Below are 23,902 nucleotides of genomic sequence, written 5' to 3' on the forward strand. Positions count from 1 at the left end.
CAGGGGCCTACGCGCCCCGCAACGCCACCAGCAACGCCATCGTCGCCGCCAGGGCGATCACCAGGGTCAGCAGCATCGCCGGGGTCAGGCCCGTCGGCTGGGGCAGTCGCTCGCGGCTCGCGCGGCAGACAGGGCAGCGGCCCTCCGCGACGGGGGCCGCGCAGTTGGCGCACACCAGTCGGTCATAGGTCATGCGCTCTCCTCCTCCCGCGCAACAGTCCTCACCTGAAGAACGCTCCGGGTGAGCCGCGCGTTCCCTTACCACTGTGCCAGTTCCGCAGCTTTTCGGCGCGCCCCGTAAGGACACGGACAGAGGGACGAAAAGGATAAAGCACACAAGCCCGGACCGCGACTGCGCAGGCCATCCCCGGTCGCGTATGGTCACGCACACCTACTCCCGGCCGACCGTGGTGCATCCGTGATCCGATTCGACAACGTCTCCAAGTCCTATCCGAAGCAGAACCGCCCCGCGCTCCGGGATGTCTCCCTGGAGATCGAGAAGGGGGAGTTCGTCTTCCTCGTCGGTTCCTCCGGCTCCGGAAAGTCCACCTTCCTGCGGCTGATCCTGCGCGAGGAGCGCGCCAGCCACGGACAGGTGCACGTCCTGGGCAAGGACCTCGCCCGGCTGTCCAACTGGAAGGTGCCGCACATGCGGCGCCAGCTGGGGACGGTCTTCCAGGACTTCCGGCTCCTGCCCAACAAGACCGTCGCCGAGAACGTGGCCTTCGCCCAGGAGGTCATCGGCAAGCCCCGCGGCGAGATCCGCAAGGCCGTGCCCCAGGTGCTCGACCTGGTCGGCCTCGGCGGCAAGGAGGACCGCATGCCGGGCGAGCTGTCCGGCGGTGAGCAGCAGCGCGTCGCCATCGCCCGGGCCTTCGTCAACCGCCCGATGCTGCTGATCGCGGACGAGCCCACCGGCAACCTCGACCCGCAGACCTCCGTCGGCATCATGAAGCTGCTCGACCGCATCAACAGGACAGGGACCACCGTCGTCATGGCGACCCACGACCAGAACATCGTCGACCAGATGCGCAAGCGCGTCATCGAGCTCGAGAAGGGCCGCCTCGTCCGCGACCAGGCGCGCGGCGTCTACGGATACCAGCACTGAGCCAGTAGGGGATACAGACACATGCGCGCTCAGTTCGTGCTCTCGGAGATCGGGGTCGGTCTCCGCCGCAATCTCACGATGACGTTCGCCGTCATCGTGTCCGTGGCCCTCTCGCTCGCCCTGTTCGGCGGCGCCCTGCTCATGCGCGAGCAGGTCAGCACGATGAAGGACTACTGGTACGACAAGGTCAACGTCTCCATCTTCCTCTGCAACAAGAGCGACGGGTCGACCTCGCCCAAGTGCGCCAAGGGCGCGGTGACCGCGCAGCAGAAGGAGCAGATCGAGGCCGATCTGAAGGAGATGGACATCGTCGAGTCGGTCCACCACGAGACCGCCGACGAGGCCTACAAGCACTACAAGGAGCAGTACGGCGACACGGCCATCGCCTCGGTCGTCACGCCGGACCAGATGCAGGAGTCGTTCCGGGTCAAGCTGAAGGACCCGGAGAAGTACAAGGTGGTCGCCACCGCCGTGGCCGGCCGTGACGGCGTCGAGTCGGTCCAGGACCAGCGCAACATCCTGCAGAACCTGTTCGACCTGATGAACGGCATGAACATCGCCGCCCTCGGAGTCATGGGCCTGATGCTGATCATCGCGCTGATGCTGATCGTCAACACGGTGCGCGTCTCCGCCTTCAGCCGCCGCCGCGAGACCGGCATCATGCGGCTGGTCGGCGCGACCAACTTCTACATCCAGATGCCGTTCATCATGGAGGCCGCCTTCGCCGGTCTCCTCGGAGGCGCGGTCGCCTGTGTGATGCTGCTGGTCGGCCGGTACTTCCTGATCGACCACGGCATCGCGCTCGCCGACAAGATGCAGCTGGTCAACTTCATCGGCTGGGACGCCGTCTTCGCCAAGCTGCCGCTCGTCATCGCGATCGGCCTGCTGATGCCCGCTCTGGCCGCTTTCGTCGCGTTGCGCAAGTACCTGAAGGTGTGACAGTTCACTCGCGCTGTGTCATGGCGTCGTCCGGCCAACCGCCGTACGGCGCCATGCGCTTGTCCTAGAGTGGGCGACATGCGTGCCGGTGCCGGCCCCGAATTCTGTCGACGGCCCCGCGGAGTTCTCCGTGGGGCCGCCTTGACGTTGGTCTTCGCCGGAGTGCTCGGCACGGCCGCGGCCACCGGCTCGCTGCCGCGGCGGGAGGACGCGTACGAGCCCGCCGGCGCCCACGCGTCGGCGGCCAACGGCGCCAACGGCGCCGGCGCCGACCGCGCGGACCGCGTCGACCGGGCCGCGCTCGCCCGCGCCGCCGCCGAGGCCATCGCCGACGGCAAGTCCGGCGCGAAGGCCGCCGAGGAGTTCGTCAGCCGCAGCGGCGACCGCTGGGGCGCGGTGTACGACAAGCGGGAGTACGCGGAGTTCGAGCAGGCCCTCGACGGCGCCTACACCGGCGTCGGCCTGTCCGCCCGCAGGGCGGCCAGGGACCGGGTCGAGATCAGCCGCGTGCAGGCCGGCGGACCCGCCGCGCGGGCCGGGCTGCGGCCCGGCGACCGGCTCACCGCCGTCGACGGACGCCCGGTCGCCGGCCTGTCCGTGTCCCAGGTCGTCGCCCTGCTGCGCGGCGACGGCGTCCCCGGCTCCACCGTCACCCTGGGCGTCGAGCGCGGCCGGGCCGCCTGGACCCAGACCCTGCGCCGGGCCCGGCTCGCCACCGACCCGGTCACCGTCCGCCGGCTCGACGACGGCACGGTCCTGATCCGGGTCGCCGCCTTCACCAAGGGCACCGGCGAGCGGGTACGCGGAGCCGTGCGCGCCGCGCCGGCCGGCGCCGGAGTGCTGCTCGACCTGCGCGGGAACTCCGGCGGACTGCTCGCCGAGGCCGCCACCGCCGCCTCCGCCTTCCTCGACGGCGGGCTGATCGCCACGTACGACGTGGACGGCGAGCAGCACGCCGTGTACGCGGAGGGCGGCGGCGACACCGCCCGGCCGCTGGTGGCGCTGGTGGACGGCGGCACGATGAGCGCGGCCGAACTGCTGACCGGCGCCCTGCAGGACCGGGGCCGGGCGGTCACGGTCGGCTCGCGCACCTTCGGCAAGGGCTCGGTGCAGATGCCCAGCACCCTGCCCGGCGGCTCCGTCGCCGAGCTCACCGTCGGCCACTACCGCACGCCCGCCGGGCACGTCGTGGACGGCCGCGGCATCACGCCCGACCTCACCGTGGCCGAGACGGACGGCCGCGCCGGCGGCGCCGCACCCGGTCCGGCGGCCGGCGACCGGGCCCAGGAGCGGGCCCGTACGGTATTGAGTGGCCTCGGAGGGGCCTCGTAGTGCGAAAATGACCGCACTATGGCAAAGGGACTCGTCAACGTGCAGGGCAAGCCTGCGAAGAAGAAGACCCAGGACAAGGGGCCGGAGCGCAAGCTCATCGCGCAGAACAAGAAGGCGCGGCACGACTACCACATCCTCGACACCTACGAGTGCGGTGTGGTGCTCATGGGCACCGAGGTGAAGTCGCTGCGGATGGGCCGGGCGTCGCTCGTCGACGGCTTCGTCCAGATCGACGGCGGTGAGGCCTGGCTGCACAACGTCCACGTCCCGGAGTACTCCCAGGGCAGCTGGACCAACCACTCGGCCAAGCGCAAGCGCAAGCTGCTGCTGCACCGGGCCGAGATCGACAAGCTCGAGCAGAAGTCCTCCGAGACGGGTCACACGATCGTGCCGCTCGCGCTGTACTTCCTGGGCGGCCGGGTGAAGTGCGAGATCGCGCTCGCCAAGGGCAAGAAGGAGTACGACAAGCGGCAGACGCTGCGCGAGCAGCAGGACACGCGCGAGACGGCCCGCGCCATCGCGGCGGCCAAGCGCCGCCAGCGCGCGGCCCAGGCGGCGCTCTAGCCACCGGCCCGCGCGCCCGTGCCGGCGCGCCCGCCGGCCCCGGCGGAATACGCTGGCGACGGTGCGCGTTGGTCACGTACGATGGGCCACGCACCTCACCGAGGGTGCGTGCATTGAAAAATCAACATGGGGATGATCGGTTTCGACAGCGGATGTCGAAGCAGGGGAAGCGTGTCGAGGAAGCGGCAATGATCTCGTTAACCACGCGCCGAAACCAATAATCGCCAACACCAAGCGCGATTCCTTCGCCCTCGCTGCCTAAGTAGCGACTTGCGAAGTGTCAGCCCGGGGCTGTTCCCGACCCGGATCCTGGCATCATCTAGGGAACTAAACCTTGATCCCGGTCACGGGGTGAAGAGGGAAATCACACAGTGACTGAGCCCGTTCCGGACTTGTCTGGGTGATCCGGAGGGCCGAGAAAAGCGCACCAGACTGCACACGGAGAAGCCCTGGTTCCGCACCGTTGGACGCGGGTTCGATTCCCGCCATCTCCACCATCCCATGTGGGCGCAGGCCCGGTGGTCGCCAGTCGACCGCCGGGCCTTCGTCATGAGCGGGCAGCCGCGCCGGCCCGGGCTCGTGCGTCGGCCCGGGGGCGGGTGGTGAGGCGGAGGGTGAGGGCCAGGGTCGCGGCCGTTACCGGGGCCAGGTAGCCGTAGGTGGGGGTCGGGGCGTGTTCGGCGAGCCAGCCGCCGGTCGCGGAGCCGAGCGCGATGCCGCCGAGCAGGGCGGTCACGGCGAGCGTCATGCCCTCGTTGAGCTGGGCGGCCGGGGTCTGGCGCTGCACCAGCGTCATGCCGGTGACCATGGTCGGCGCGGTCGCCATGCCCGCCAGGAGCAGCGCGCCCGCGAGGGCGAGGACCGAGCCGGTGAGGGCGGCGAGCAGCGGCAGCGTCATCAGCGCGGCCATCGCGGCCAGGCAGGCCGCGAGCCCGGCCGTGCGGCGGACGTGGCCGTAGACCAGGCCGGCCGCGCAGGAGCCGGCCGCCTGGAGGGCGAGCACGGGACCGGCGACGGGGCCGTCCACGTACGCGAGGGTGACCACCTCCATCGCGCCGAAGACCGCGCCGGTGGCGAGGAAGACGGCGAGCAGGGCCGGCATGCCGGAGGCCCGCAGCGGGGAGCCGGCGGTGACGCGCGGTGCGACGGGCGGTTCGGTGTCGCGCTGTGCGGCGAAGATCAGCACCCCGGTGAGGAAGAGGGCGGAGCCGGCCAGGCTGCCGGCCGCCGGGAACAGCGCCGAGCAGAGGAAGGCGGCCAGGACCGGGCCCAGCATGAAGCACAGCTCGTCGGCGGCCTGCTCGAAGGCGTTGGCGGTGTGCCGGGCGTCCGGGTCGCCCTTGAGCAGGTGCGCCCAGCGGGCGCGGGACATGCCGCCGGTGTTGGGAGCGGTGGCGCCGAGGACGGCGGTGGCCAGCAGGGCCCAGGCGGGTGCCCGGACGTGGACGCAGGCCACCATGACGAGCTGCCCGAGCACCGCCCAGGCGGTCGCGGGCACCGCGATCCGCGCCTGGCCGTGGCGGTCGACGAGCCGGGCGATCCAGGGCGCGGTGAGCGCGCCGGCGGCCATGCCGGCGGCGCTGACGGCGCCGGCCAGCGCGTAGGAGTCGTACGCGCCCGCGATCATGACGATGACGCCGACGCCGAACATGCCCATGGGCAGCCGGGCGATCAGGTTGCCGACGGTGAAGGCGCGGGCGCCGGGGACGGCGAAGAGGCGGAGATAGGGGTTGGCGGGCCGGGACCGGGGCCGGGCCGGGTGGAGGGGCCGAGCCCGAGGCCGGGCCCGGGACCCGGGCCGGGGGCTGGGCAGGGATCGTTCGGCGCTGAGCGGTGCGGCGGCCGCCGGCTCGCGGTAGCGGGGTGCCAGGGCCGGGCCGGCGGGTGTCAGCGTCAGGTGGTGGGCCGGCTTCGGGGCGGGCGTCGTCATCAGGTCCGGTCGCGGGGGCATGCGGCAAGGTTCGGCGGACACGGCCCCGCCGGTCCAACACCTATTCGGTGGCCGTTCACGCACCTGGGTTGTTAAAAAGGCGCACGTGGGCACTCCGAACGACCTCGATCCCCGCCTCCTGCGCGCCTTCGTCGCCGTCGCGGAGGAACTCCACTTCACCCGCGCCGCCGGGCGGCTCTTCGTCGCCCAGCAGGCCCTCAGCCGGGACGTGCGCAGGCTCGAACGGGACCTGGGCGCCGAGCTGTTCGTGCGGACCACCCGGCAGGTCGCGCTCACCGAGGACGGCGAGCGCCTCGTCCCGTACGCGCGCCGCGTCCTCACCGCGTACGACGAACTCGCCGAGGCCTTCCGCGCCGAGCCCCGCCCGCTCCTCGTCGACCTCAACAGCCCCGGCCTCGGCCACGAGCGCGTCCTGCGCCGCGCCCGCGAACTCGCCCCGGACCTGGAGCTGATGGCCCGCTACGAGAGCGGACTCACCCATGCCGCCCGCGAGATGATCGCCGGCCGCCTGGACGTGTCCTTCGGCCGCTACGGCGGGCTCGCGCCCGACCTGCGGGCCGGTCTGGAGGCGCAGTTCGTGCGGTACGAGCCGATGGCCGTGCTGCTGCCCGAGGACGATCCGCTCGCCGCGCTGCCCGAGGTGCCGCTCGACGCGCTGGCCGGCCGGGCGGTCTACGCGGGCGCCGGCAACGACCGCACGCCCGAGTGGACCGACCTCGCCGCCCGGCTCTTCGCCGGCCACGGCGTCCACGTCGCCGCGCCCGCCCCGCTGGTCGTCGGCATGGAGGAGTTCCGGCGGGTCATGGCCAAGGCCCCGACGCCGGTCCTCGCCGTCGTCGACTTCCCGGCGATGCCCGGCAGCGTCAAACGGCCGCTCGTCGATCCCGTACCGCTGTCACCCGTGAGCCTCGTGTGGCGCAAGGGGCTGCGGCACCCGGGTCTCGACGCGCTGCGCCGGGCCGCCGCGGCCCTCGCCGCCCGGCACGGCTGGCACGAGCGGCCGCCCGGCTCCTGGCTGCCGGCCGACGAGATGCTGGGGGCGCTCACAGCATCCCCGCGCTCCGGGTGAGAGCAAGGTTCCGCGCCCGTCACCTCCCGCCACCGCCCTGAAACGCGGCTTTCCTAGCGTCACCGCCAAGGGATACGACACCGTGGAGGTGCGCGATGGGCGGCATGGGTGGCATGGGCGGCCGGTGGATCGAACGCTGGGAGCCGGAGGACGAGACCTTCTGGCGGGAGGGCGGCGAGAGGATCGCCCGCCGCAACCTGTGGTTCTCCGTGCTGGCCGAACACATCGGCTTCTCCGTGTGGAGCCTGTGGTCGGTCATGGTCCTGTTCATGGGGCCGCAGTACGGCATCGACCCGGCCGGCAAGTTCTTCCTGATCGCGACCGCCACCCTGGTCGGCGCCTTCATCCGCGTGCCGTACACCTTCGCCGTGGCCCGCTTCGGCGGCCGCAACTGGACCGTGCTGAGCGCGCTGCTGCTCCTGCTGCCGACCGGTCTCGCCTACGCGGTGATGCAGCCGGGCACCTCGTACGGCACGTTCGTGCTCGTGGCTGCCCTCACCGGCGTCGGCGGCGGCAACTTCGCCTCCTCCATGACCAACATCAACGCCTTCTTCCCGCTGCGCAAGAAGGGCTGGGCGCTCGGCCTGAACGCGGGCGGCGGCAACATCGGCGTGCCCGTGGTCCAGCTCGTCGGCCTGCTCGTCATCGGCACCGCCGGCGCCCTGCACCCGAGGATCGTGCTCGGCGTCTATCTGCCGCTGATCGTCGTCGCCGCCGTGTGCGCCGCGCTGTTCATGGACAACCTGGCCCCGGTCAGGAACGACGCGGGCGCCGTGAAGGAGGCCGTGCGCTCCCGCCACACCTGGATCATGGCCTTCCTCTACATCGGCACCTTCGGCTCCTTCATCGGCTACGGCTTCGCCTTCGGCCTGGTCCTGCAGACCCAGTTCGGCCGCACGCCGCTCCAAGCCGCCTCGCTCACCTTCGTCGGCCCGCTGCTCGGCTCGCTGGTGCGGCCGGTCGGCGGCGCGCTCGCCGACCGGCACGGCGGCGCCCGCATCACGCTGGGCACGTTCGCGGCCATGGCGGTCGCCGCCGGCATCGTCCTGTACGCCTCGCTCGCCGAGTCGTTCGGGACCTTCCTGGTCGGCTTCGTCGCGCTCTTCGCGCTCAGCGGCCTCGGCAACGGCTCCACGTACAAGATGATTCCGGCCATCTTCCTCTCGCAGGGTTACGCGAAGGGGCTCACGGGCGAGGCGGCCGAGGCCCACGGGCGGCGGCTCTCCGGCGCGGCGATGGGCCTGATCGGCGCGGTCGGGGCGCTCGGCGGCCTCGGCATCAACCTCGCCTTCCGGCAGTCCTTCCTCACCCTCGGCTCCGGCACCGGCGCCTATGTCGCCTTCCTCGCCTTCTACGCGGTGTGCATGGCCGTCACCTGGGCGGTATACCTTCGCCGGCCGGCCGCCGTGGGTCCGGTGCCGGACACCGCGGCCGGCGCGGAGCCGCGGCGCGAAGCCGCCGAGGTATGAGTCACAGTGGTCGGGAAGGGCCGTAACGACCAGGAAATACGCGTGAACCGAGAAGGACATCCGTCCCCGGCAGTCTCGGCCGACATGGACGAGCAGCAGCAGGGCCGGCGACCGGAGCAGCAGCGGGACCCGGAGCGGGCGCGGGACGCGGACCGTGCGCGGGGCCCCGAGCGGGCGCGGGACGCCGAGCGGGAGCAGGAGCAGGGCCCGCTCGCGGGCTTCACCGTCGGCGTGACGGCGGCACGGCGCGCCGACGAACTGATCGCCCTGCTGCGCCGGCGCGGCGCGGCCGTCGTCCACGGGCCCGCGCTGCGGATCGTGCCGCTCGCCGACGACACCGAACTGCTCGCCGCCACCAAGGACCTCATCGACCACGCCCCGGACGTCGTCGTCGCCACCACGGCGATCGGCTTCCGCGGCTGGGTCGAGGCGGCCGACGGCTGGGGCCACGGCGAGCAGCTCCTCGGCCGGCTCCGCGGCGTCGAACTGCTCGCCCGCGGCCCGAAGGTGAAGGGCGCCGTGCGGGCGGCCGGGCTCACCGAGTCCTGGTCGCCGTCCTCGGAGTCGATGGCGGAGGTCCTCGACCGGCTGCTCGACGAGGGCGTGGAGGGGCGGCGGATCGCCCTGCAGTTGCACGGCGAGCCGCTGCCCGGGTTCGTGGAGGCGCTGACGGCGGGCGGCGCGGAGGTCGTGCCGGTGCCCGTCTACCGCTGGATGCCGCCCGAGGACATCGCGCCGCTGGACCGGCTGCTCGACGCGGTCGTCGGCCGCGCCCTGGACGCGGTGACCTTCACCAGTGCCCCGGCCGCCGCCTCGCTCGTCGACCGGGCGCGCGAGCGGGGCCTGCTGGAGGATCTGGTGGCGGCGCTGCGGCACGACGTGCTGGCGGTGTGCGTGGGGCCGGTGACGGCGCTGCCGCTGCAGGCCCTGGGCATCGACACGCATCAGCCCGAACGCTTCCGGCTCGGCCCGCTCGTGCAGCTGCTCTGCCAGGAGCTGCCGGCCCGGGCCCGGGTCCTGCCGGTCGCCGGGCACCGGATCGAGATCCGCGGCCACGCGGTCCTCGTCGACGGCGCCCTGCGCCCGGTGCCGCCGGCCGGCATGGCCCTGCTCGGCCTGCTCGCCCGCCGTCCCGGCTGGGTCGTCGCCCGCCCCGAGCTGCTCCGCGCCCTGCCGGGCGCCGGCCGCGACGAGCACGCGGTGGAGACGGCGATGGCCCGCCTGCGCACGGCGCTCGGCACCCCGAAGCTGATCCAGACGGTGGTCAAGCGCGGCTACCGCCTGGCGCTCGACCCGGTCTCGGACACGAAGTACGGCGACGGGGCCGGGGACGGCGCCGGGGACGGCGACGGGGCCGGGGACGGCGCCGGGGCCTAGTCGACCGGGTCCTGCTCGGTGCCGACGTGGTGCACGTTGTGCTGCGACAGGTCGGGCAGGACCGCGGCCGCCGTGGCGAAGTCCTTGTCGTCGTGGAGCAGGGTCAGGCCGTGGTGCACCGCGGTGGCGCAGAGGAGCCAGTCCACGATCGACAGGGCCTGGTGCCGCCCGCGCTGGGCGAGGCGGTACTGCGCCGTCTCGATCCAGCGCCAGGCGTTCTTGGGAACGGAGACGTCGGGAAACAGCGCGTGGAGCTGGTCGGTCATCGCGTCGTACTCGTCGAGGTTCCGCGCCGACCGGCGGAACTCGATGCGCTGGGGATGGCACGACCCGACGTTGCCCGCGTCGATCTCGTGCGCCCACGCCTCGTTCAGGGCGCGATCGCGCTGGAGGCGCCAGACGGCGGTGGAGTCCACCAGATAACGCAGCACGTCAGGATTGGCCCTTCTCGGCGGCGTGCTGCCGCCAGAAGCTGCCGTCGTCCCACTTCTGCGCCTCTTCGAAGAAGCGCAGCCGGGCCTCCGTACGCCGCTGCCGCTCGACGTACTCGCGCAGGGCGAGGTTCACCATCTCCTTCTTGGTGCGCGCGCCGGAGAGTCGCATGGCCTCGGCGAGCGCCTCGTCGTCTATGTCGATCTGCGTCGCGGTCATCGAGGCCTCCGAGAGGGAAAGCATGGGTCTCATACAAAGCTAGCGCATGTCATGTATGCGAGGTCCGGTTACCGTACGCGGATGACGTCCACCATCACCATCAGGCCCGCCGTTCCCGAGGATCTCGCCGAGGCCGACGCGCTCGCCGCCGCTCTGCTGCGGAACCGGGCGTACATGGCGGCCACGGAGCCGCACCGGCCCGAGGGGTACTACACCCGGGAGGGGCAGGTCGCACGGCTGAACGACGGCGGGCGGCGCTGGTTCGCGGTGGAGCGGGGGAGCGTGGGTGAGCGGATCGTCGGTGCGGCGATCCTGTCCGGGATCGTCCTCGGTCCCTTCCGCAGCGGCTCGCTGGGCTACTGGGTGGCCGAGGAGTACGCGGGCCGGGGGCTTGCCACCGCGCTCACCGAGGAGGTGTGCCGGGCCGCCCGCGAGGAGCTCGGGCTGCACCGCGTCGAGGCCTCCACGCTGCTGGACAACCACGCCTCGCAGCGCGTGCTCGCCAAGTGCGGCTTCGTGCCGATCGGCACGGCTCCGAACTACCTGCACATCGACGGCGCCTGGCGGGACCACCACCTCTTCCAGCGGGTGCTGCACGACGACCCGCCGCCGCGCGGCTAGCGGCCCTGACGTTGCGTCAGGGCCGCGGCTCCCACAGCAGCGGGGCCCGCAGCATCGGCGCGCGTTCGTGGGACTTCTGGGCGCCCGGGCGGAACAGCATGATGATCAGGCGGGCGCCCGGGGCGGTGAGCGGCTGGGCGGCGCAGATCGTGACGTGGCCCGGGCCCAGGAGGGCGTGGCGCAGCGGCCGTTCGTCGCCGTCCGGGTGGATGTGGGCGCCGCCCGCCTCCCACAGCGGGCCGAGGTCCGGGTCGGCGCGGACCTCGCGCTCGATCTGCCGCAGCGTCTCGTCGTCGCGGCGCGCGGCGAGCGCGGCCCGCAGCTGGGGCAGGACCAGCGGGGCCCAGGCGGTGTGCCAGTCGAGGAGGCTGGTCTCGCGGGCCTCCTCGTCGAGGAGCATCCACCGCATGGTGTTGGCCGGGACCCGGCCGCCCGGGTGCATCTCGGCGAAGTGCCGGTTGTGGGCGAGCAGGTTCCAGGACGCGTCGGTGAGGTACGCCATGTGGCCGATGCCGTCGACGGCCTCCTGCCACACGCCGGGCACCTCGAGGCCGGAGGACGGGGTGAGCGGGCAGGGCGGGTCGCCGATCCCGGCGTACCGGCAGAGCGAGACCCACTCCTGCTCGTTGAGGCCGAAGAGGCGGGCGACCTGGCGCAGGTAGTCGGCGGGCGGGTTCGGGTAGCGGCCGGTCTCCAGGCGGTTGTACGTGTCGATCGCGCGGCAGGTCAGCTCGTCGACCTGGTGCTGGGACAGGCCGCGGGCGCGCCGGCCGCGGCCGGTCGGGCGGGAGAGGCCGTGTGCCTCGGGTGCGATCAGTTCGCGGCGCTCCTTGAGGAGGGCCCGTAGCGCCGTCTTGTTCACCGTGGCTCCCTTCCCGGAGTGGCCGAGTGCGCGATTTATGAGGAAAAAGAGTCCGTAGATAATAAACAGTTGAACGTTCATGCTGTGGAGGCCTCGCTCTGACCTGCGAGGACACCCTCGGACCACCGGACGGCTCTCCCCCGTGCCGTCACGGTGCCGGCCGGCCCGGGCGGCTCCCCCGTACGCCCGGGCCGGCCCCTTCCGCCGCCTCGCCCCGCGCCCGCTCCCGGACCTCTTCCGTCCCTCCCGCGCACCGGGCACTCTGGTCGGGACGTTCCCGGCACAGGGGGTGGCAGGAGCATGACACTCGGCTTCGATTCCGGCCGCGTCTGCCTCGACCTCGCCGCCGAACCACTCGAACGGCCCGACGCCCTCGCCCGCTTCCTGCGCACCACCGGCCTCGTGCCGCCCGCCACCCGCCTGCGCACCCTCGACACCCGCTGGCTCGCGCCCTTCCGCGAACTGCGCGACTGCGTCGCCGAACTCGTCACCGCCCACCTCGAGGGCCGCCCCGCCCGCCCCGCCGCCCTGGAACTGCTCAACGCCCTCGCCGCCGCCTCCGCACCGCCCGCGCCCCGCGCCGTCCGCACCCGCTCCGGCCTGCTCGTGCGCACCCTCAGCGGCGAACCCGACTGCCGTGCCCTGCTCGCCGCCGTCGCCCGCGACGCCGTCGAACTCCTCACCGACCCCGCCGCCCGCGCGCTGCTCCGCCGCTGCGAGGGCCCCGGCTGCCGCCGCTGCTACCTCGACACCTCCCGCGGCCGGCGCCGCCGCTGGTGCTCCAGCGAGGCCTGCGGCAACCGGGCCCGGGTCGCCCGCCACCGCGCCGCGCATCCACGCCCCGCCTCGCGCCACCAGGCCTGACACGGCACCCCCCGGTGGCGTAGCCTCGAAGGCTGCCCAGTGCACGTCAGAAGGGGGCCCGGTGGCCGCGCAGGAAGCCGTCGACACGGTCAGAGACCGCGAGATCGGTGTCGAACAGGAACATCTGGATCAGGTCTACCGCCGCCTCGAGGAGAAGATCCACGAGGCCGAGTTCCTGATGAACGACGCCGCCCAGCGGGCCCAGGTCGGCACGCCCGGCGCCCTCGCCGAGCGCGACGCCCAGGTCTTCCGGGCCGGAATCCACCTCAACCGGCTCAACAACGAGTTCGAGGACTTCCTCTTCGGCCGCATCGACCTCCTCCACGGCAAGGACGGCAAGAAGGGCCCCGACGGCGCGTACACCTCCGTCGAGCCGGCCGAGGACGCCGTACGGACCGACGGCACCCGCCAGTACGCCGACATCGGCGAGACCCTGCACATCGGCCGCATCGGCGTCCTCGACGCCGACTACTCCCCGCTCGTCATCGACTGGCGCGCGCCCGCCGCCGCACCCTTCTACCGCTCCACGCCCGTCGACCCCGGCCGGGTCGTGCGCCGGCGCGTCATCCGCTCCAAGGGCCGCAAGGTGCTCGGCGTCGAGGACGACCTGATGCGCCCCGAGATCAAGGCCACGCTCGACGGCCAGGAGCTGCCCGTCGTCGGCGACGGCGCCCTCATGGCCGCGCTCGGCCAGGCCCGCAGCCACACCATGCGGGACATCGTCGCCTCCATCCAGGCCGAGCAGGACCTGGTCATCCGCGCGCCCGCCGCCTCCGTCACCTACGTCGAGGGCGGCCCCGGCACCGGCAAGACCGCCGTCGCGCTGCACCGCGCCGCCTACCTGCTCTACCAGGACCGGCGCCGCTACTCCGGCGGCATCCTCATCGTCTCGCCGACACCGCTGCTCGTCTCCTACACCGAGGGCGTGCTGCCCTCGCTCGGCGAGGAGGGCCAGGTCGCCATCCGCGCGCTCGGCTCGCTCGTCGACGGCGTGGAGGCCGACGCGTACGACGAGCCCGCCGTCGCCCGCGTCAAGGGCTCCTCCCGGATGGTCGCCGTGCTGCGCAAGGCCGCCCGCGGCGCCCTGGAGACGCCCGCGCCCAAGGCCCAGCTCGCCCTCGGCGAGGACGACGACGCTCCCCGCGGCGGCACCCCGGCCCTCCTGCGCGTCGTCGCCTTCGGCCGCCGCATCGAACTCGGCGCCGACGAGCTCAAGCGGATCCGCCACAACGTCCTCGGCGGCACCGCGCCCGTCAACCTGCTGCGCCCGCGCGCCCGCCGCCTCCTGCTCGACGCGCTGTACGCCAAGTCCGGCGCCGCCGGGCGGCACAGCGACCCCGAGCTCGCCGCCGAACTGCGCTCCTCCTTCGACGAGGACGTGTCCACCGAGGACGCCTTCCTCGGCTTCCTCGACGCCTGGTGGCCCGAACTCACCCCGCGCCAGGTCCTCGACGCCATGGCCGACGAGAAGCGGCTCGGCCGCTGGGCCCGACGGGTGCTCAACCAGGGCGAGGTGCGCCGGCTCGCCCGCTCGCTGCGCCGCCCCGGCCTGTCCGCGCACGACGTGGCCCTGCTCGACGAGCTGGCCATGCTCCTCGGCACGCCGGCCCGGCCGCGCAAGAAGCGCGAGTACGACCCGCTGGACCAGCTCACGGGCCTGGAAGAGCTCATGCCCGTACGGGAGGAGACCCAGCGCGAGCGGGCCGAGCGGCTCGCGGCCGAGCGCACCGAGTACGCGCACGTCATCGTCGACGAGGCCCAGGACCTCACGCCCATGCAGTGGCGGATGGTCGGCCGCCGCGGCCGGCACGCCACCTGGACGGTCGTGGGCGATCCCGCCCAGTCCTCCTGGTCCGACCCGGACGAGGCGGCCGCGGCCCGCGACGAGGCCCTCGGCACCCGGCCGCGCCGCCGCTTCGAGCTGACCGTGAACTACCGCAACCCGGCCGAGATCGCCGAGCTCGCCGCCAAGGTGCTCGCGCTCGCGATGCCCGGCAAGGAGTCGCCGCGCGCGGTCCGCTCCACGGGCGTCGAGCCCCGCTTCGTACCGGTTCAGGACAGGACCGCTCTGGCCGAAACCGTACGGTCGGAGGCGGAGCGGCTGCTCACCCGGGTGGACGGGACCGTCGGAGTGGTCGTCGCCATGGACCGGCGCGCGGAGGCCGCCCGCTGGCTCGACGGGCTCGGCGACCGGGTGGTCGCGCTGGGCTCGCTGGAGGCGAAGGGCCTGGAGTACGACGCCACGGTGGTCGTCTCGCCCGCGGAGATCGCGGACGAGTCGCCGGCCGGCCTGCGGGTGCTCTACGTGGCGCTGACCCGGTCCACGCAGGCGCTGACGGTGGTCTCGGGCGAGCGCGACCTGCCGGACCAGGACGGCGTGCCGGACCTGCTGCGGGACTGAACGGGACCGGGCGGCCGACGACCGAGCGGGGCCCGGCGAGGGGCGGCCGAACGGGGCCGGCGACGGGCGGATTTCGAGTCAACTCGCGCGGGAGGAATCACTTCCCAGGGTGGTTTGTTAGCCTTGTCGTGGCACCGGCTCGATCCAAGCCCCCGGGCCCAACCTTCGTCCCTCAGAGGGACCACTTGCCGCGAGGCGAGCATGGCGGGTCGGTGCCACCTGAACATGTGTACGGAAGAGGCCCTCGCCACCTTCGGGTGGCGAGGGCCTCTTCTGTTTCCCGGGCATCTCTCGTATGGTGGAAACTACTTTCCGAAAACGAAAAGACCGTATTACCTGCTACCCGCAGGTAGGTGCGACGATCGGAGGGCGCCTCCCGGCAACCAGCCCGGGCGGGCGTAGCAACGAAGCTAGGGAAAGCAGAGGAACACGGCCATGGCAACGGCGCCCAGCGTCTCGTACTCGATGACGGTCCGTCTGGAGGTGCCCGCGAGCGGCACCGCGGTCTCCCAGCTCACCACGGCCGTCGAGACCCACGGCGGCTCGGTGACCGGCCTCGACGTGACCGCCTCCGGCCACGAGAAGCTGCGCATCGACGTCACCATCGCCGCGACCTCCACCGCGCACGCCGACGAGATCGTCGAGCAGCTGCGCGGCATCGAGGGAGTCGTCCTCGGCAAGGTCTCCGACCGTACGTTCCTGATGCACCTCGGCGGCAAGATCGAGATGGCGTCCAAGCACCCCATCCGCAACCGTGACGACCTCTCCATGATCTACACGCCGGGCGTGGCCCGCGTGTGCATGGCGATCGCCGAGAACCCCGAGGACGCCCGCCGCCTCACCATCAAGCGCAACTCGGTCGCAGTCGTGACGGACGGCTCCGCCGTCCTCGGCCTCGGCAACATCGGCCCCAAGGCCGCCCTGCCCGTCATGGAGGGCAAGGCGGCCCTCTTCAAGCGCTTCGCCGGCATCGACGCCTGGCCGCTCTGCCTCGACACCCAGGACACCGACGCCATCGTCGAGATCGTCAAGGCCATCGCGCCCGGATTCGCGGGCATCAACCTGGAGGACATCTCCGCGCCCCGCTGCTTCGAGATCGAGGCCCGGCTGCGCGAGGCCCTCGACATCCCGGTCTTCCACGACGACCAGCACGGCACCGCCATCGTCGTGCTCGCCGCCCTGACCAACGCGCTGCGCGTGGTGGGCAAGGGCATCGGCGACGTACGGGTCGTCATGTCCGGTGCGGGCGCGGCCGGTACGGCCATCCTCAAGCTGCTCATCGCGGCCGGCGTCAAGCACGCCGTCGTCGCCGACATCCACGGCGTCGTCCACGCGGGCCGCGAGGACCTCGTCGACGCCAAGCCGGACTCGCCGCTGCGCTGGATCGCCGACAACACCAACCCCGAGGGCGTCACCGGCACCCTCAAGCAGGCCGTCGTCGGCGCCGACGTCTTCATCGGCGTCTCGGCCCCGAACGTGCTCGGCGCCGAGGACGTGGCCGCGATGGCGGAAGGCGCGATCGTGTTCGCGCTCGCGAACCCGGACCCCGAGGTGGATCCGGCGATCGCCCGTCAGACGGCCGCCGTCGTCGCCACCGGCCGCTCCGACTTCCCGAACCAGATCAACAACGTGCTGGTCTTCCCGGGCGTCTTCCGCGGTCTGCTCGACGCGCAGTCCCGGACGGTGAACACCGAGATGATGCTGGCCGCGGCGAGCGCGCTGGCCGACGTCGTCACCGAGGACGAGCTGAACCCGAACTACATCATCCCGTCCGTCTTCAACGACAAGGTCGCGGGAGCGGTCGCGGGCGCCGTGCGCAACGCGGCGAAGGCGGCGGGCGCGGGCGCCTGAGCCCGGGCGGGGTGCGTGTCGCGGGTCGCCGCACCCCAAACCCGCCTTTAGGGTGGTAGTTCGACTCCGCTCGGTCCGCGCGGAGTCGACGCAACGTCACCACCGAGGGGCACTGGCGCTTTTCGTGTGACCCGCGAGGGTGCCGGATTGGCGTTCCCGCCGCTGGTGGGGGCAGGATGCGTGTCTGGGCGCGAGGGTCTGTCACCAGACCCGGGTCCGGGGACTGTCCGAGGGCCCTGGCAGCATCGGCTTAGCAGTGCCCATCATGCGGCTCCGCCGCGTGGCCCGCCTCACAGGCAAGAAGAAACACGGGAGTAACGAAATGAACCGCAGTGAGCTGGTGGCCGCCCTGGCCGACCGCGCCGAGGTGACCCGCAAGGACGCCGACGCCGTTCTGGCCGCGCTCGCCGAGACCGTCGGCGAGGTCGTCGCCAAGGGCGACGAGAAGGTCACCATCCCCGGCTTCCTGACCTTCGAGCGCACCCACCGTGCCGCTCGCACCGCTCGTAACCCGCAGACCGGCGACCCGATCAACATCCCGGCCGGCTACAGCGTGAAGGTCTCCGCGGGCTCGAAGCTCAAGGAAGCCGCCAAGGGCAAGTAAGCAGCCTGTAGGCAGCGCGCCGAGAGGCCGCACGCAGGCCTGAGGCAAGCGCGAAGGGCGGTCACCCTGTCAGGGGGTGGCCGCCCTCTCGTTCGGGCCGCAGAAGCCGCCGCAGGGCCTCGGAGCGCGGCCGCGGGGCCTGGGAGGCGGCTTGCGGGCCTCGGAAGCCGCCGCGGGCCCTCGGGCGCGGCCGGCGTCAGCTCGTACGAGAACGGCCCCCGCCACTGTGGCGGGGGCCGTTCTCGTACGCCTGTGCTGGGCGCGGGCGCCGGTCAGACCAGCGCGCTGCCCGGCAGCTCGACCTTGGCGCCGAGCTCCACGAGCTTCTCCATGAAGTTCTCGTAGCCGCGGTTGATCAGGTCGATGCCGTGCACCCGGCTCGTGCCCTGCGCCGCGAGGGCCGCGATGAGGTACGAGAAGCCGCCGCGCAGGTCCGGGATGACCAGGTCCGCGCCCTGCAGCTTGGTCGGGCCGCTGACGACCGCGGAGTGCAGGAAGTTGCGCTGGCCGAAACGGCAGTCCGAGCCGCCCAGGCACTCGCGGTACAGCTGGATGTGCGCGCCCATCTGGTTCAGCGCCGAGGTGAAGCCGAGCCGCGACTCGTACACCGTCTCGTGCACGATCGACAGGCCCGACGCCTGGGTCAGGGCCACCACCAGCGGCTGCTGCCAGTCGGTCTGGAAGCCGGGGTGCACGTCCGTCTCCAGCGCGATCGCGTTGAGCGAGCCGCCCGGGTGCCAGAAGCGGATGCCCTCGTCGTCGATCTCGAAGGCGCCGCCGACCTTCCGGTAGGTGTTGAGGAAGGTCATCATCGAGCGCTGCTGCGCGCCGCGCACGTAGATGTCGCCCTCGGTGGCGAGCGCCGCCGACGCCCAGGAGGCCGCCTCCAGACGGTCCGGGAGGGCGTGGTGGTTGTAGCCGCCGAGCTTGTCGACACCGGTGATCCGGATGGTCCGGTCGGTGTCCATGGCGATGATCGCGCCCATCTTCTGCAGCACGCAGATGAGGTCCTCGATCTCCGGCTCCACGGCCGCGTTCGACAGTTCGGTGACGCCCTCGGCGAGGACGGCGGTGAGCAGCACCTGCTCGGTCGCGCCGACGGACGGGTACGGGAGGGCGATCTTGGTGCCGCGCAGCCGCTGCGGGGCCTCCAGGTACTGCCCGTCCGCGCGCTTCTCGATCGTCGCGCCGAACTTGCGCAGCACGTCGAAGTGGAAGTCGATCGGCCGGCCGCCGATGTCGCAGCCGCCCAGGCCCGGGATGAAGGCGTGGCCGAGGCGGTGCAGCAGCGGGCCGCAGAAGAGGATCGGGATACGGGAGGAGCCGGCGTGGGCGTCGATGTCGGCCACGTTGGCGGACTCGACGTGCGTCGGGTCCATGATCAGCTCGCCCGGCTCCTCGCCGGGGCGGACCGTCACGCCGTGCAGCTGCAGCAGCCCGCGGACCACCCGGACGTCACGGATGTCGGGCACGTTGCGCAGGCGGCTCGGCGCGCTGCCGAGCAGGGCGGCGACCATCGCCTTGGGCACGAGGTTCTTCGCGCCGCGGACGCGGATCTCGCCCTCCAGCGGGGTTCCGCCGTGGACAAGCAGGACATCGTCTGTGCCGGTCATGAATCTCGCGTTCCGGGTCGTCGGTCGGGTGGCCAGAGAAAAGGGTAAGGGGCAAGCAGACCCCACTTGTGTGGCTGAGGGGGCCCCGCGAATGTAATGAATTCGGCACAACACCCTCCGTCCCCGTGATCTTGCGGAGCGTCACCGTCCGGTTGGCTCTGTCACCCCTCCTTCAAGCGCCCGGGCGAGCTGCGACGGCGCACGCCTACCCCGGACCGGCCGGTACAACCCCGGCGACACCCTCCGCGATCGACGAAGATGCGGAATCATGTGTCGCATGACCGAGGTGTCCTCGCTCACAGGCCGACTGCTCGTCGCCACGCCCGCGCTGGCGGACCCCAACTTCGACCGCGCGGTCGTCCTGCTGCTCGACCACGACGACGAGGGCTCCCTCGGCGTGGTCCTCAACCGGCCCACCCCGGTGACGGTCGGCGACATCCTCGCCCCGTGGGCCGATCTGGCCGGCGAGCCCGGCGTGATCTTCCAGGGCGGTCCGGTCTCGCTCGACGCGGCCCTCGGCATCGCGGTGATTCCCGGCGACGAGGGCCCCATCGGCTGGCGGCGGGTGCACGGCGCGATCGGTCTCGTGGACCTGGAGACCCCGCCCGAGCTCCTCGGCCCCGCCATCGGCGCCCTGCGGATCTTCGCCGGCTACGCGGGCTGGGGCCCGGGCCAGCTGGAGGCCGAGCTGGGTGACGGCGCCTGGTACGTGGTCGAGTCCGAGCCCGGTGACGTCTCCTCGCCGCGCCCCGAGACCCTCTGGCGCCAGGTCCTGCGCCGTCAGCGCGGCGAGCTCGCGATGATCGCCACCTATCCGGACGACCCTTCGCTGAACTGACACGCCCTCTTTCAGTACCCTTGGGACCCATGAGCACTCTCGAGCCCGAGCGCGGGACAGGTACGGGAACCCTCGTGGAGCCGACGCCGCAGGTGTCCCACGGCGACGGTGACCACGAGCGCTACGCCCACTACGTCCAGAAGGACAAGATCATGGCGAGTGCCCTCGACGGCACTCCCGTGGTGGCACTCTGCGGCAAGGTCTGGGTCCCGGGGCGCGACCCCAAGAAGTACCCGGTCTGCCCGATGTGCAAGGAGATCTACGAGTCCATGGGCTCCGGCGGAGACAAGGACAAGGACAAGGGCGGCAAGGGCAAGTAGCCCGGCTTCCCGCCGTTCGGGGACGGCCCCCGGCGTGCGCACCCGTGCGGTGCGTGTGCCGGGGGCCGTCGTCGTTGCAGGAGTCGTACGAAGGTGCGCGGAGTTGCACGGAGTGCTTCGGGCGGTCACAGAGTGGTTGAGACCACTTGTCGTGGCCCCGGCCCGCCCCTAACCTCTCGCGTGTTGTGCAGCACGAAACGCCCGTTGCGTATGTTGCAACACGCTCGGAGGGGACCGTATGAAGCTTCCTGCCCGCATCGCCCTGCCCGTCGCCTTGCCCGTCGCCCTGCTGACCCTCGCCGCCTGCGCGCCGCCGGCCGCGGGCGGCGCCTCCGCCACCGACGACAAGAGCGGCACCCTGCGCGTCTGGCTCTTCCAGGAGGTCGGCAACACGCCCAAGCAGAAGGTCGTCGACCAGGCCGTCGCCGCCTTCGAACAGCGGCACCCGGGCGCCAAGGCCGAGGTCGAGTACATCCCCGTCGAGACCCGCGCCCAGCGCATCAAGGCCGCCTTCAACGACCCCGCTTCCGCGCCCGACGTCGTCGAGTACGGCAACACCGACACCGCCGGCTACGTCAAGGACGGCGGACTCGCGGACATCACCGCCGAGTTCGGCGCCTGGCCCGACGCCAAGGACACCGACCCCGCCGCCAGGGCCTCCGTCACCGTCGACGGCAAGGTCTACGGCGCCCCGCTCTTCGTCGGCGTCCGCGCCCTCTACTACCGCACCGACGTCTTCTCCGAACTCGGCCTGGCCGCACCCAAGACCCAGGACGAGCTGATCGCCACCGCGCGGAAGGTCCACCGGGCGAAGCCCGATCTCTACGGCCTGGCCGTCGGCGGCGCGTACACCTACGGCGCCCTGCCGTTCCTCTGGGCCCACGGCGGCGAACTCGCCACCGCACACGGCGACTCCTACCGGTCCGCCGTCAACAGCGAGGCCGCCCGCAAGGGCATCGCCGCCTACACCTCCCTCTTCGGCGACGACAACTGCCCGGCCGCCAAGTGCGCGCCGATGGGCGGCAACGCCACCGTCACCGCCTTCGCCTCCGGCAAGGCCGCCATGGCCATCGGCGGCGACTTCAGCCACGCCGCCGTCGAGGCGGGCGTCGTGAAGGGCAAGTACGCCGTCGTTCCGCTGCCCGGCACCGCCCCCGGCTCCGTGGCGCCCGCCTTCGCCGGCGGCAACAACCTCGGCGTCCTCAGGAGCACCACGCACCGCACCCTCGCCGTCGACCTCGTGAAGACACTGGCCGGCAAGGAGACCCAGGGCCGGCTCTTCGACGCGATGGGCTTCCTGCCCACGTACACCGACGTCCGTGCCGAGGCCGCGCGGAAGGAGCCCTTCGTGAAGCCCTTCACCGACACCCTCGCCGCCGGCGCCAGGTTCGTGCCCGCCTCCGCCGGCTGGGGCCGGATCGACGCCTCGCTCGTGCTGCCGACCATGTTCCAGGAGGTCGTCAGCGGCCGGAAGGACGTCAAGACCGCCGCCGACGACGCCGCGAAGAAGATGGACGCGGCCTTCGCCGCCGCGGGCTGACCCATGACGGCGGCTTTCGGCACCCGTACGAAGGAAGACGCCTCCGCGCGGCTTCCCGGACCCGCACCGAGCTCCGGCCGAGGCCCCGCGCGCGGCGCCGGCCGGCGCACGGCCGCACGCCGCGGCGACTCCGCCCTGACTCCCTGGCTCTATCTGCTCCCGGCGCTCGCCGTCCTCGGCGGACTCCTCGTCTACCCGGTCTACCAGCTCGGCCTGATCTCCTTCCTCGCCTACACCCAGGCCCAGGTCAGCGGCGGCGAGCCCACCTCCTTCCGGGGCCTCGGCAACTACACCGAGCTCTTCTCCGACCCGCGGTTCTGGCAGGTCCTCCTCGCCACCGTGCTCTTCGCCGCCGCCTGCGTGCTCGCCACCCTCGCCGTCGGCTGCGCGCTCGCCGTCCTGCTCACCCGGGTCCGCGCCCTGCCGCGGCTCGCCCTGATGCTGGCGGCGCTCGGCGCCTGGGCGACACCCGCCGTCACCGGCTCCACCGTCTGGGTCTTCCTCTTCGACCCCGACCACGGGCCGGTCAACCGGGTCCTCGGACTCGGCGACTTCTCCTGGACCTACGGGCGCTGGAGCGCCTTCGCCCTGGTCCTCATGGAGGTCGTCTGGTGCTCGTTCCCCTTCGTGACGACGACCGTGTACGCGGGCATCAGAGCCGTCCCGTCCGAGGTCCTGGAGGCCGCCGCCCTCGACGGCGCCTCCCAGTGGCGCATCTGGCGCTCCGTCACGGCCCCGATGCTGCGGCCGATCCTCACGGTCGTCACGATCCAGTCGGTCATCTGGGACTTCAAGGTCTTCACCCAGATCTACGTGATGACGGGCGGCGGCGGCATCGCCGGCCAGAACCTCGTCCTGAACGTGTACGCGTACCAGAAGGCGTTCGCCTCGTCCGAGTACGGCCTCGGCTCGGCCATCGGCGTCGTGATGCTGCTGATCCTGCTGGCGGTGACGCTCGGATACCTCCGGCTGCTGCGCCGCCAGGGAGAAGAACTGTGACCGCACCCACCGCATCCACAGGGCCCGCCGCATCCACAGGGCCCACCGCGCCCAACGGGTCCGCCGCGCGCCCGGCTCCCACGGCTCCCGCGCGCGGCCTCCGCGTCCGCCGTCCCGGCCGGCTCGCCGCCGAGGCCACGGCCCTGCTCGTCGCCGCCGTCGTCGCCTTCCCCCTCTACTGGATGGTCCTGTCCGCACTCAAACCGGCCGGCGAGATCCAGTCGGCCACGCCCCGGCCCTGGACCCTGTCCCCGTCCCTCGACTCCTTCCGCCGCGTCTTCGAACAGCAGGATTTCGGCCGTTACTTCCTCAACTCGCTGATCGTGGCCGGCACGGTCGTACTCGCCTCCGCGGTCATCGCCTTCCTCGCGGCGACCGCCGTCACCCGCTTCCGCTTCCGCTTCCGCACCACCCTGCTCGTGCTGTTCCTGGTCGCGCAGATGGTCCCCGTCGAGGCCCTCACCATCCCGCTGTTCTTCCTCATGCGGGACTTCGGGCAGCTCAACACGCTGGGCTCGCTGATCCTCCCGCACCTGGCCTTCTCGCTGCCCTTCGCGGTCTGGATGCTGCGCGGCTTCGTCAGGGCGGTGCCCGAGGCGCTGGAGGAGCAGGCCCGGATCGACGGCGCGAGCCGCACCCGCTTCCTGTGGCAGATCCTCTTCCCGCTGGTCTTCCCGGGGCTCGTCGCGACGAGCGTCTTCTCCTTCATCTCGACCTGGAACGACTTCCTCTTCGCGAAGTCCTTCCTCATCAGCGACACCTCGCAGTCGACCCTGCCGATGGCGCTGCTCGTCTTCTTCAAGCCGGACGAGAACGACTGGGGAGGAATCATGGCCGGATCGACCGTGATGACGGTCCCGGTCCTCGTCTTCTTCGTACTCGTACAGCGCCGCCTGGTCTCGGGACTGGGCGGAGCGGTCAAGGACTGA

Annotated in this window: 23 protein-coding genes and 1 other RNA gene; 18 read left to right on the plus strand and 6 right to left on the minus strand. The window is 72.2% G+C overall.

Going from position 1 to position 23,902, the window contains the following annotated elements; translation table 11 throughout:
- Positions 1-7: 7 nt before the first annotated feature.
- Complete coding sequence (locus tag ACIGO8_RS16435; RefSeq protein WP_399730222.1) at positions 8-193, minus strand: hypothetical protein; 186 nt, start codon at positions 191-193, stop codon at positions 8-10.
- 225 nt (positions 194-418) lie between these two features.
- On the opposite strand from ACIGO8_RS16435, the gene ftsE reads away from it, so the two are divergent.
- From ftsE to ssrA, 5 genes are all read left to right on the plus strand, one after another.
- On the plus strand, positions 419-1,108 hold the full coding sequence (gene ftsE / locus ACIGO8_RS16440) for a cell division ATP-binding protein FtsE (RefSeq protein ID WP_345487862.1): 690 nt from the start codon (positions 419-421) through the stop codon (positions 1,106-1,108).
- A gap of 21 nt (positions 1,109-1,129) precedes the next feature.
- Entirely contained in the window at positions 1,130-2,047 is a 918-nt protein-coding gene (ftsX, locus tag ACIGO8_RS16445) for a permease-like cell division protein FtsX (RefSeq protein WP_399730227.1), read from the plus strand.
- Between the two features lie 78 nt (positions 2,048-2,125).
- Positions 2,126-3,379: a S41 family peptidase gene (locus ACIGO8_RS16450; protein WP_399730230.1), complete on the plus strand. Its 1,254-nt coding sequence runs from the start codon at positions 2,126-2,128 to the stop codon at positions 3,377-3,379.
- Between the two features lie 18 nt (positions 3,380-3,397).
- On the plus strand, positions 3,398-3,943 hold the full coding sequence (gene smpB, locus ACIGO8_RS16455; RefSeq protein WP_399730233.1) for an SsrA-binding protein SmpB: 546 nt from the start codon (positions 3,398-3,400) through the stop codon (positions 3,941-3,943).
- A gap of 128 nt (positions 3,944-4,071) precedes the next feature.
- Positions 4,072-4,440: a transfer-messenger RNA gene (gene ssrA, locus ACIGO8_RS16460) on the plus strand.
- 50 nt (positions 4,441-4,490) lie between these two features.
- Here the strand turns inward: ssrA and ACIGO8_RS16465 are convergent.
- The gene (locus tag ACIGO8_RS16465) at positions 4,491-5,894 is read right to left on the minus strand and encodes an MFS transporter (RefSeq protein WP_399730236.1); all 1,404 of its coding nucleotides are present in this window, start codon (positions 5,892-5,894) and stop codon (positions 4,491-4,493) included.
- Between the two features lie 85 nt (positions 5,895-5,979).
- Between ACIGO8_RS16465 and ACIGO8_RS16470 the strand changes: the two genes are divergently transcribed.
- The 3 genes from ACIGO8_RS16470 to ACIGO8_RS16480 all read left to right on the plus strand — a co-directional run bounded on the left by ACIGO8_RS16470 (position 5,980) and on the right by ACIGO8_RS16480 (position 9,809).
- Positions 5,980-6,963, plus strand: coding sequence for a LysR family transcriptional regulator (locus ACIGO8_RS16470; RefSeq protein ID WP_399730239.1), 984 nt, complete (start codon positions 5,980-5,982; stop codon positions 6,961-6,963).
- A gap of 113 nt (positions 6,964-7,076) precedes the next feature.
- The gene (locus ACIGO8_RS16475; RefSeq protein WP_399731271.1) at positions 7,077-8,432 is read left to right on the plus strand and encodes a nitrate/nitrite transporter; all 1,356 of its coding nucleotides are present in this window, start codon (positions 7,077-7,079) and stop codon (positions 8,430-8,432) included.
- Between the two features lie 84 nt (positions 8,433-8,516).
- Positions 8,517-9,809, plus strand: a complete 1,293-nt coding sequence (locus ACIGO8_RS16480) for a uroporphyrinogen-III synthase (protein WP_399730242.1) — start codon at positions 8,517-8,519, stop codon at positions 9,807-9,809.
- On the opposite strand, the gene ACIGO8_RS16485 is transcribed toward ACIGO8_RS16480, so the two are convergent.
- Positions 9,806-10,240, minus strand: coding sequence for a PIN domain-containing protein (locus ACIGO8_RS16485; protein ID WP_399730244.1), 435 nt, complete (start codon positions 10,238-10,240; stop codon positions 9,806-9,808). The two genes, ACIGO8_RS16480 and ACIGO8_RS16485, sit on opposite strands and share 4 nt — an antisense overlap.
- Position 10,241: 1 nt before the next feature.
- On the minus strand, positions 10,242-10,460 hold the full coding sequence (locus ACIGO8_RS16490; protein ID WP_399730247.1) for a type II toxin-antitoxin system VapB family antitoxin: 219 nt from the start codon (positions 10,458-10,460) through the stop codon (positions 10,242-10,244).
- A gap of 81 nt (positions 10,461-10,541) precedes the next feature.
- Between ACIGO8_RS16490 and ACIGO8_RS16495 the strand changes: the two genes are divergently transcribed.
- Positions 10,542-11,081 (plus strand): GNAT family N-acetyltransferase, encoded by a 540-nt coding sequence (locus ACIGO8_RS16495; protein WP_399730250.1) that lies wholly within the window; start codon positions 10,542-10,544, stop codon positions 11,079-11,081.
- 16 nt (positions 11,082-11,097) lie between these two features.
- Here ACIGO8_RS16495 and ACIGO8_RS16500 read toward each other — a convergent pair whose 3' ends face one another.
- Positions 11,098-12,024 carry a helix-turn-helix domain-containing protein gene (locus ACIGO8_RS16500; RefSeq protein WP_399730252.1) on the minus strand — a complete coding sequence of 309 codons (927 nt, stop codon included), beginning with the start codon at positions 12,022-12,024 and terminating at the stop codon, positions 11,098-11,100.
- Positions 12,025-12,243: 219 nt separating this feature from the next.
- Between ACIGO8_RS16500 and ACIGO8_RS16505 the strand changes: the two genes are divergently transcribed.
- From ACIGO8_RS16505 to ACIGO8_RS16520, 4 genes are all read left to right on the plus strand, one after another.
- Positions 12,244-12,807 (plus strand): ABATE domain-containing protein, encoded by a 564-nt coding sequence (locus ACIGO8_RS16505; protein WP_399730254.1) that lies wholly within the window; start codon positions 12,244-12,246, stop codon positions 12,805-12,807.
- 61 nt (positions 12,808-12,868) lie between these two features.
- The gene (locus tag ACIGO8_RS16510) at positions 12,869-15,208 is read left to right on the plus strand and encodes a HelD family protein (protein ID WP_399730256.1); all 2,340 of its coding nucleotides are present in this window, start codon (positions 12,869-12,871) and stop codon (positions 15,206-15,208) included.
- A gap of 435 nt (positions 15,209-15,643) precedes the next feature.
- On the plus strand, positions 15,644-17,059 hold the full coding sequence (locus tag ACIGO8_RS16515; RefSeq protein WP_399730259.1) for an NAD-dependent malic enzyme: 1,416 nt from the start codon (positions 15,644-15,646) through the stop codon (positions 17,057-17,059).
- Positions 17,060-17,381: 322 nt separating this feature from the next.
- On the plus strand, positions 17,382-17,663 hold the full coding sequence (locus ACIGO8_RS16520; RefSeq protein ID WP_017237029.1) for an HU family DNA-binding protein: 282 nt from the start codon (positions 17,382-17,384) through the stop codon (positions 17,661-17,663).
- A 272-nt stretch (positions 17,664-17,935) separates the two neighbouring features.
- On the opposite strand, the gene murA is transcribed toward ACIGO8_RS16520, so the two are convergent.
- A complete protein-coding gene (gene murA, locus ACIGO8_RS16525) occupies positions 17,936-19,276 on the minus strand; it encodes a UDP-N-acetylglucosamine 1-carboxyvinyltransferase (protein ID WP_399730263.1) in 1,341 nt (446 codons plus the stop codon).
- Positions 19,277-19,553: 277 nt separating this feature from the next.
- Here murA and ACIGO8_RS16530 point away from each other — a divergent pair, with 277 nt between their 5' ends.
- From ACIGO8_RS16530 to ACIGO8_RS16550, 5 genes are all read left to right on the plus strand, one after another.
- On the plus strand, positions 19,554-20,114 hold the full coding sequence (locus ACIGO8_RS16530; protein WP_399730266.1) for a YqgE/AlgH family protein: 561 nt from the start codon (positions 19,554-19,556) through the stop codon (positions 20,112-20,114).
- Between the two features lie 29 nt (positions 20,115-20,143).
- On the plus strand, positions 20,144-20,434 hold the full coding sequence (locus ACIGO8_RS16535) for a DUF3039 domain-containing protein (protein ID WP_399730269.1): 291 nt from the start codon (positions 20,144-20,146) through the stop codon (positions 20,432-20,434).
- Positions 20,435-20,672: 238 nt separating this feature from the next.
- Positions 20,673-21,974 carry an extracellular solute-binding protein gene (locus tag ACIGO8_RS16540; protein WP_399730272.1) on the plus strand — a complete coding sequence of 434 codons (1,302 nt, stop codon included), beginning with the start codon at positions 20,673-20,675 and terminating at the stop codon, positions 21,972-21,974.
- Between the two features lie 3 nt (positions 21,975-21,977).
- Positions 21,978-22,973 (plus strand): carbohydrate ABC transporter permease, encoded by a 996-nt coding sequence (locus ACIGO8_RS16545; RefSeq protein ID WP_399730274.1) that lies wholly within the window; start codon positions 21,978-21,980, stop codon positions 22,971-22,973.
- A 143-nt stretch (positions 22,974-23,116) separates the two neighbouring features.
- The gene (locus tag ACIGO8_RS16550) at positions 23,117-23,902 is read left to right on the plus strand and encodes a carbohydrate ABC transporter permease (RefSeq protein ID WP_399731274.1); all 786 of its coding nucleotides are present in this window, start codon (positions 23,117-23,119) and stop codon (positions 23,900-23,902) included.

The organism is Streptomyces sp. NPDC053493 (genome assembly GCF_044544825.1).
In the GTDB taxonomy this organism is placed as follows: Bacteria; Actinomycetota; Actinomycetes; order Streptomycetales; family Streptomycetaceae; genus Streptomyces.

Bases quoted from the DNA above. Each gene is read 5' to 3' on its own strand.
- ACIGO8_RS16435 (WP_399730222.1), bottom strand. From the start codon at position 193: ATGACCTATGACCGACTGGTGTGCGCCAACTGCGCGGCCCCCGTCGCG.
- ftsX (WP_399730227.1), top strand. From the start codon at position 1,130: ATGCGCGCTCAGTTCGTGCTCTCGGAGATCGGGGTCGGTCTCCGCCGC.
- ACIGO8_RS16450 (WP_399730230.1), top strand. From the start codon at position 2,126: ATGCGTGCCGGTGCCGGCCCCGAATTCTGTCGACGGCCCCGCGGAGTT.
- smpB (WP_399730233.1), top strand. From the start codon at position 3,398: ATGGCAAAGGGACTCGTCAACGTGCAGGGCAAGCCTGCGAAGAAGAAG.
- ACIGO8_RS16465 (WP_399730236.1), bottom strand. From the start codon at position 5,894: ATGCCCCCGCGACCGGACCTGATGACGACGCCCGCCCCGAAGCCGGCC.
- ACIGO8_RS16475 (WP_399731271.1), top strand. From the start codon at position 7,077: ATGGGCGGCCGGTGGATCGAACGCTGGGAGCCGGAGGACGAGACCTTC.
- ACIGO8_RS16480 (WP_399730242.1), top strand. From the start codon at position 8,517: ATGGACGAGCAGCAGCAGGGCCGGCGACCGGAGCAGCAGCGGGACCCG.
- ACIGO8_RS16490 (WP_399730247.1), bottom strand. From the start codon at position 10,460: ATGACCGCGACGCAGATCGACATAGACGACGAGGCGCTCGCCGAGGCC.
- ACIGO8_RS16495 (WP_399730250.1), top strand. From the start codon at position 10,542: ATGACGTCCACCATCACCATCAGGCCCGCCGTTCCCGAGGATCTCGCC.
- ACIGO8_RS16500 (WP_399730252.1), bottom strand. From the start codon at position 12,024: ATGAACGTTCAACTGTTTATTATCTACGGACTCTTTTTCCTCATAAAT.
- ACIGO8_RS16505 (WP_399730254.1), top strand. From the start codon at position 12,244: ATGACACTCGGCTTCGATTCCGGCCGCGTCTGCCTCGACCTCGCCGCC.
- ACIGO8_RS16515 (WP_399730259.1), top strand. From the start codon at position 15,644: ATGGCAACGGCGCCCAGCGTCTCGTACTCGATGACGGTCCGTCTGGAG.
- ACIGO8_RS16520 (WP_017237029.1), top strand. From the start codon at position 17,382: ATGAACCGCAGTGAGCTGGTGGCCGCCCTGGCCGACCGCGCCGAGGTG.
- murA (WP_399730263.1), bottom strand. From the start codon at position 19,276: ATGACCGGCACAGACGATGTCCTGCTTGTCCACGGCGGAACCCCGCTG.
- ACIGO8_RS16530 (WP_399730266.1), top strand. From the start codon at position 19,554: ATGACCGAGGTGTCCTCGCTCACAGGCCGACTGCTCGTCGCCACGCCC.
- ACIGO8_RS16535 (WP_399730269.1), top strand. From the start codon at position 20,144: ATGAGCACTCTCGAGCCCGAGCGCGGGACAGGTACGGGAACCCTCGTG.
- ACIGO8_RS16540 (WP_399730272.1), top strand. From the start codon at position 20,673: ATGAAGCTTCCTGCCCGCATCGCCCTGCCCGTCGCCTTGCCCGTCGCC.
- ACIGO8_RS16545 (WP_399730274.1), top strand. From the start codon at position 21,978: ATGACGGCGGCTTTCGGCACCCGTACGAAGGAAGACGCCTCCGCGCGG.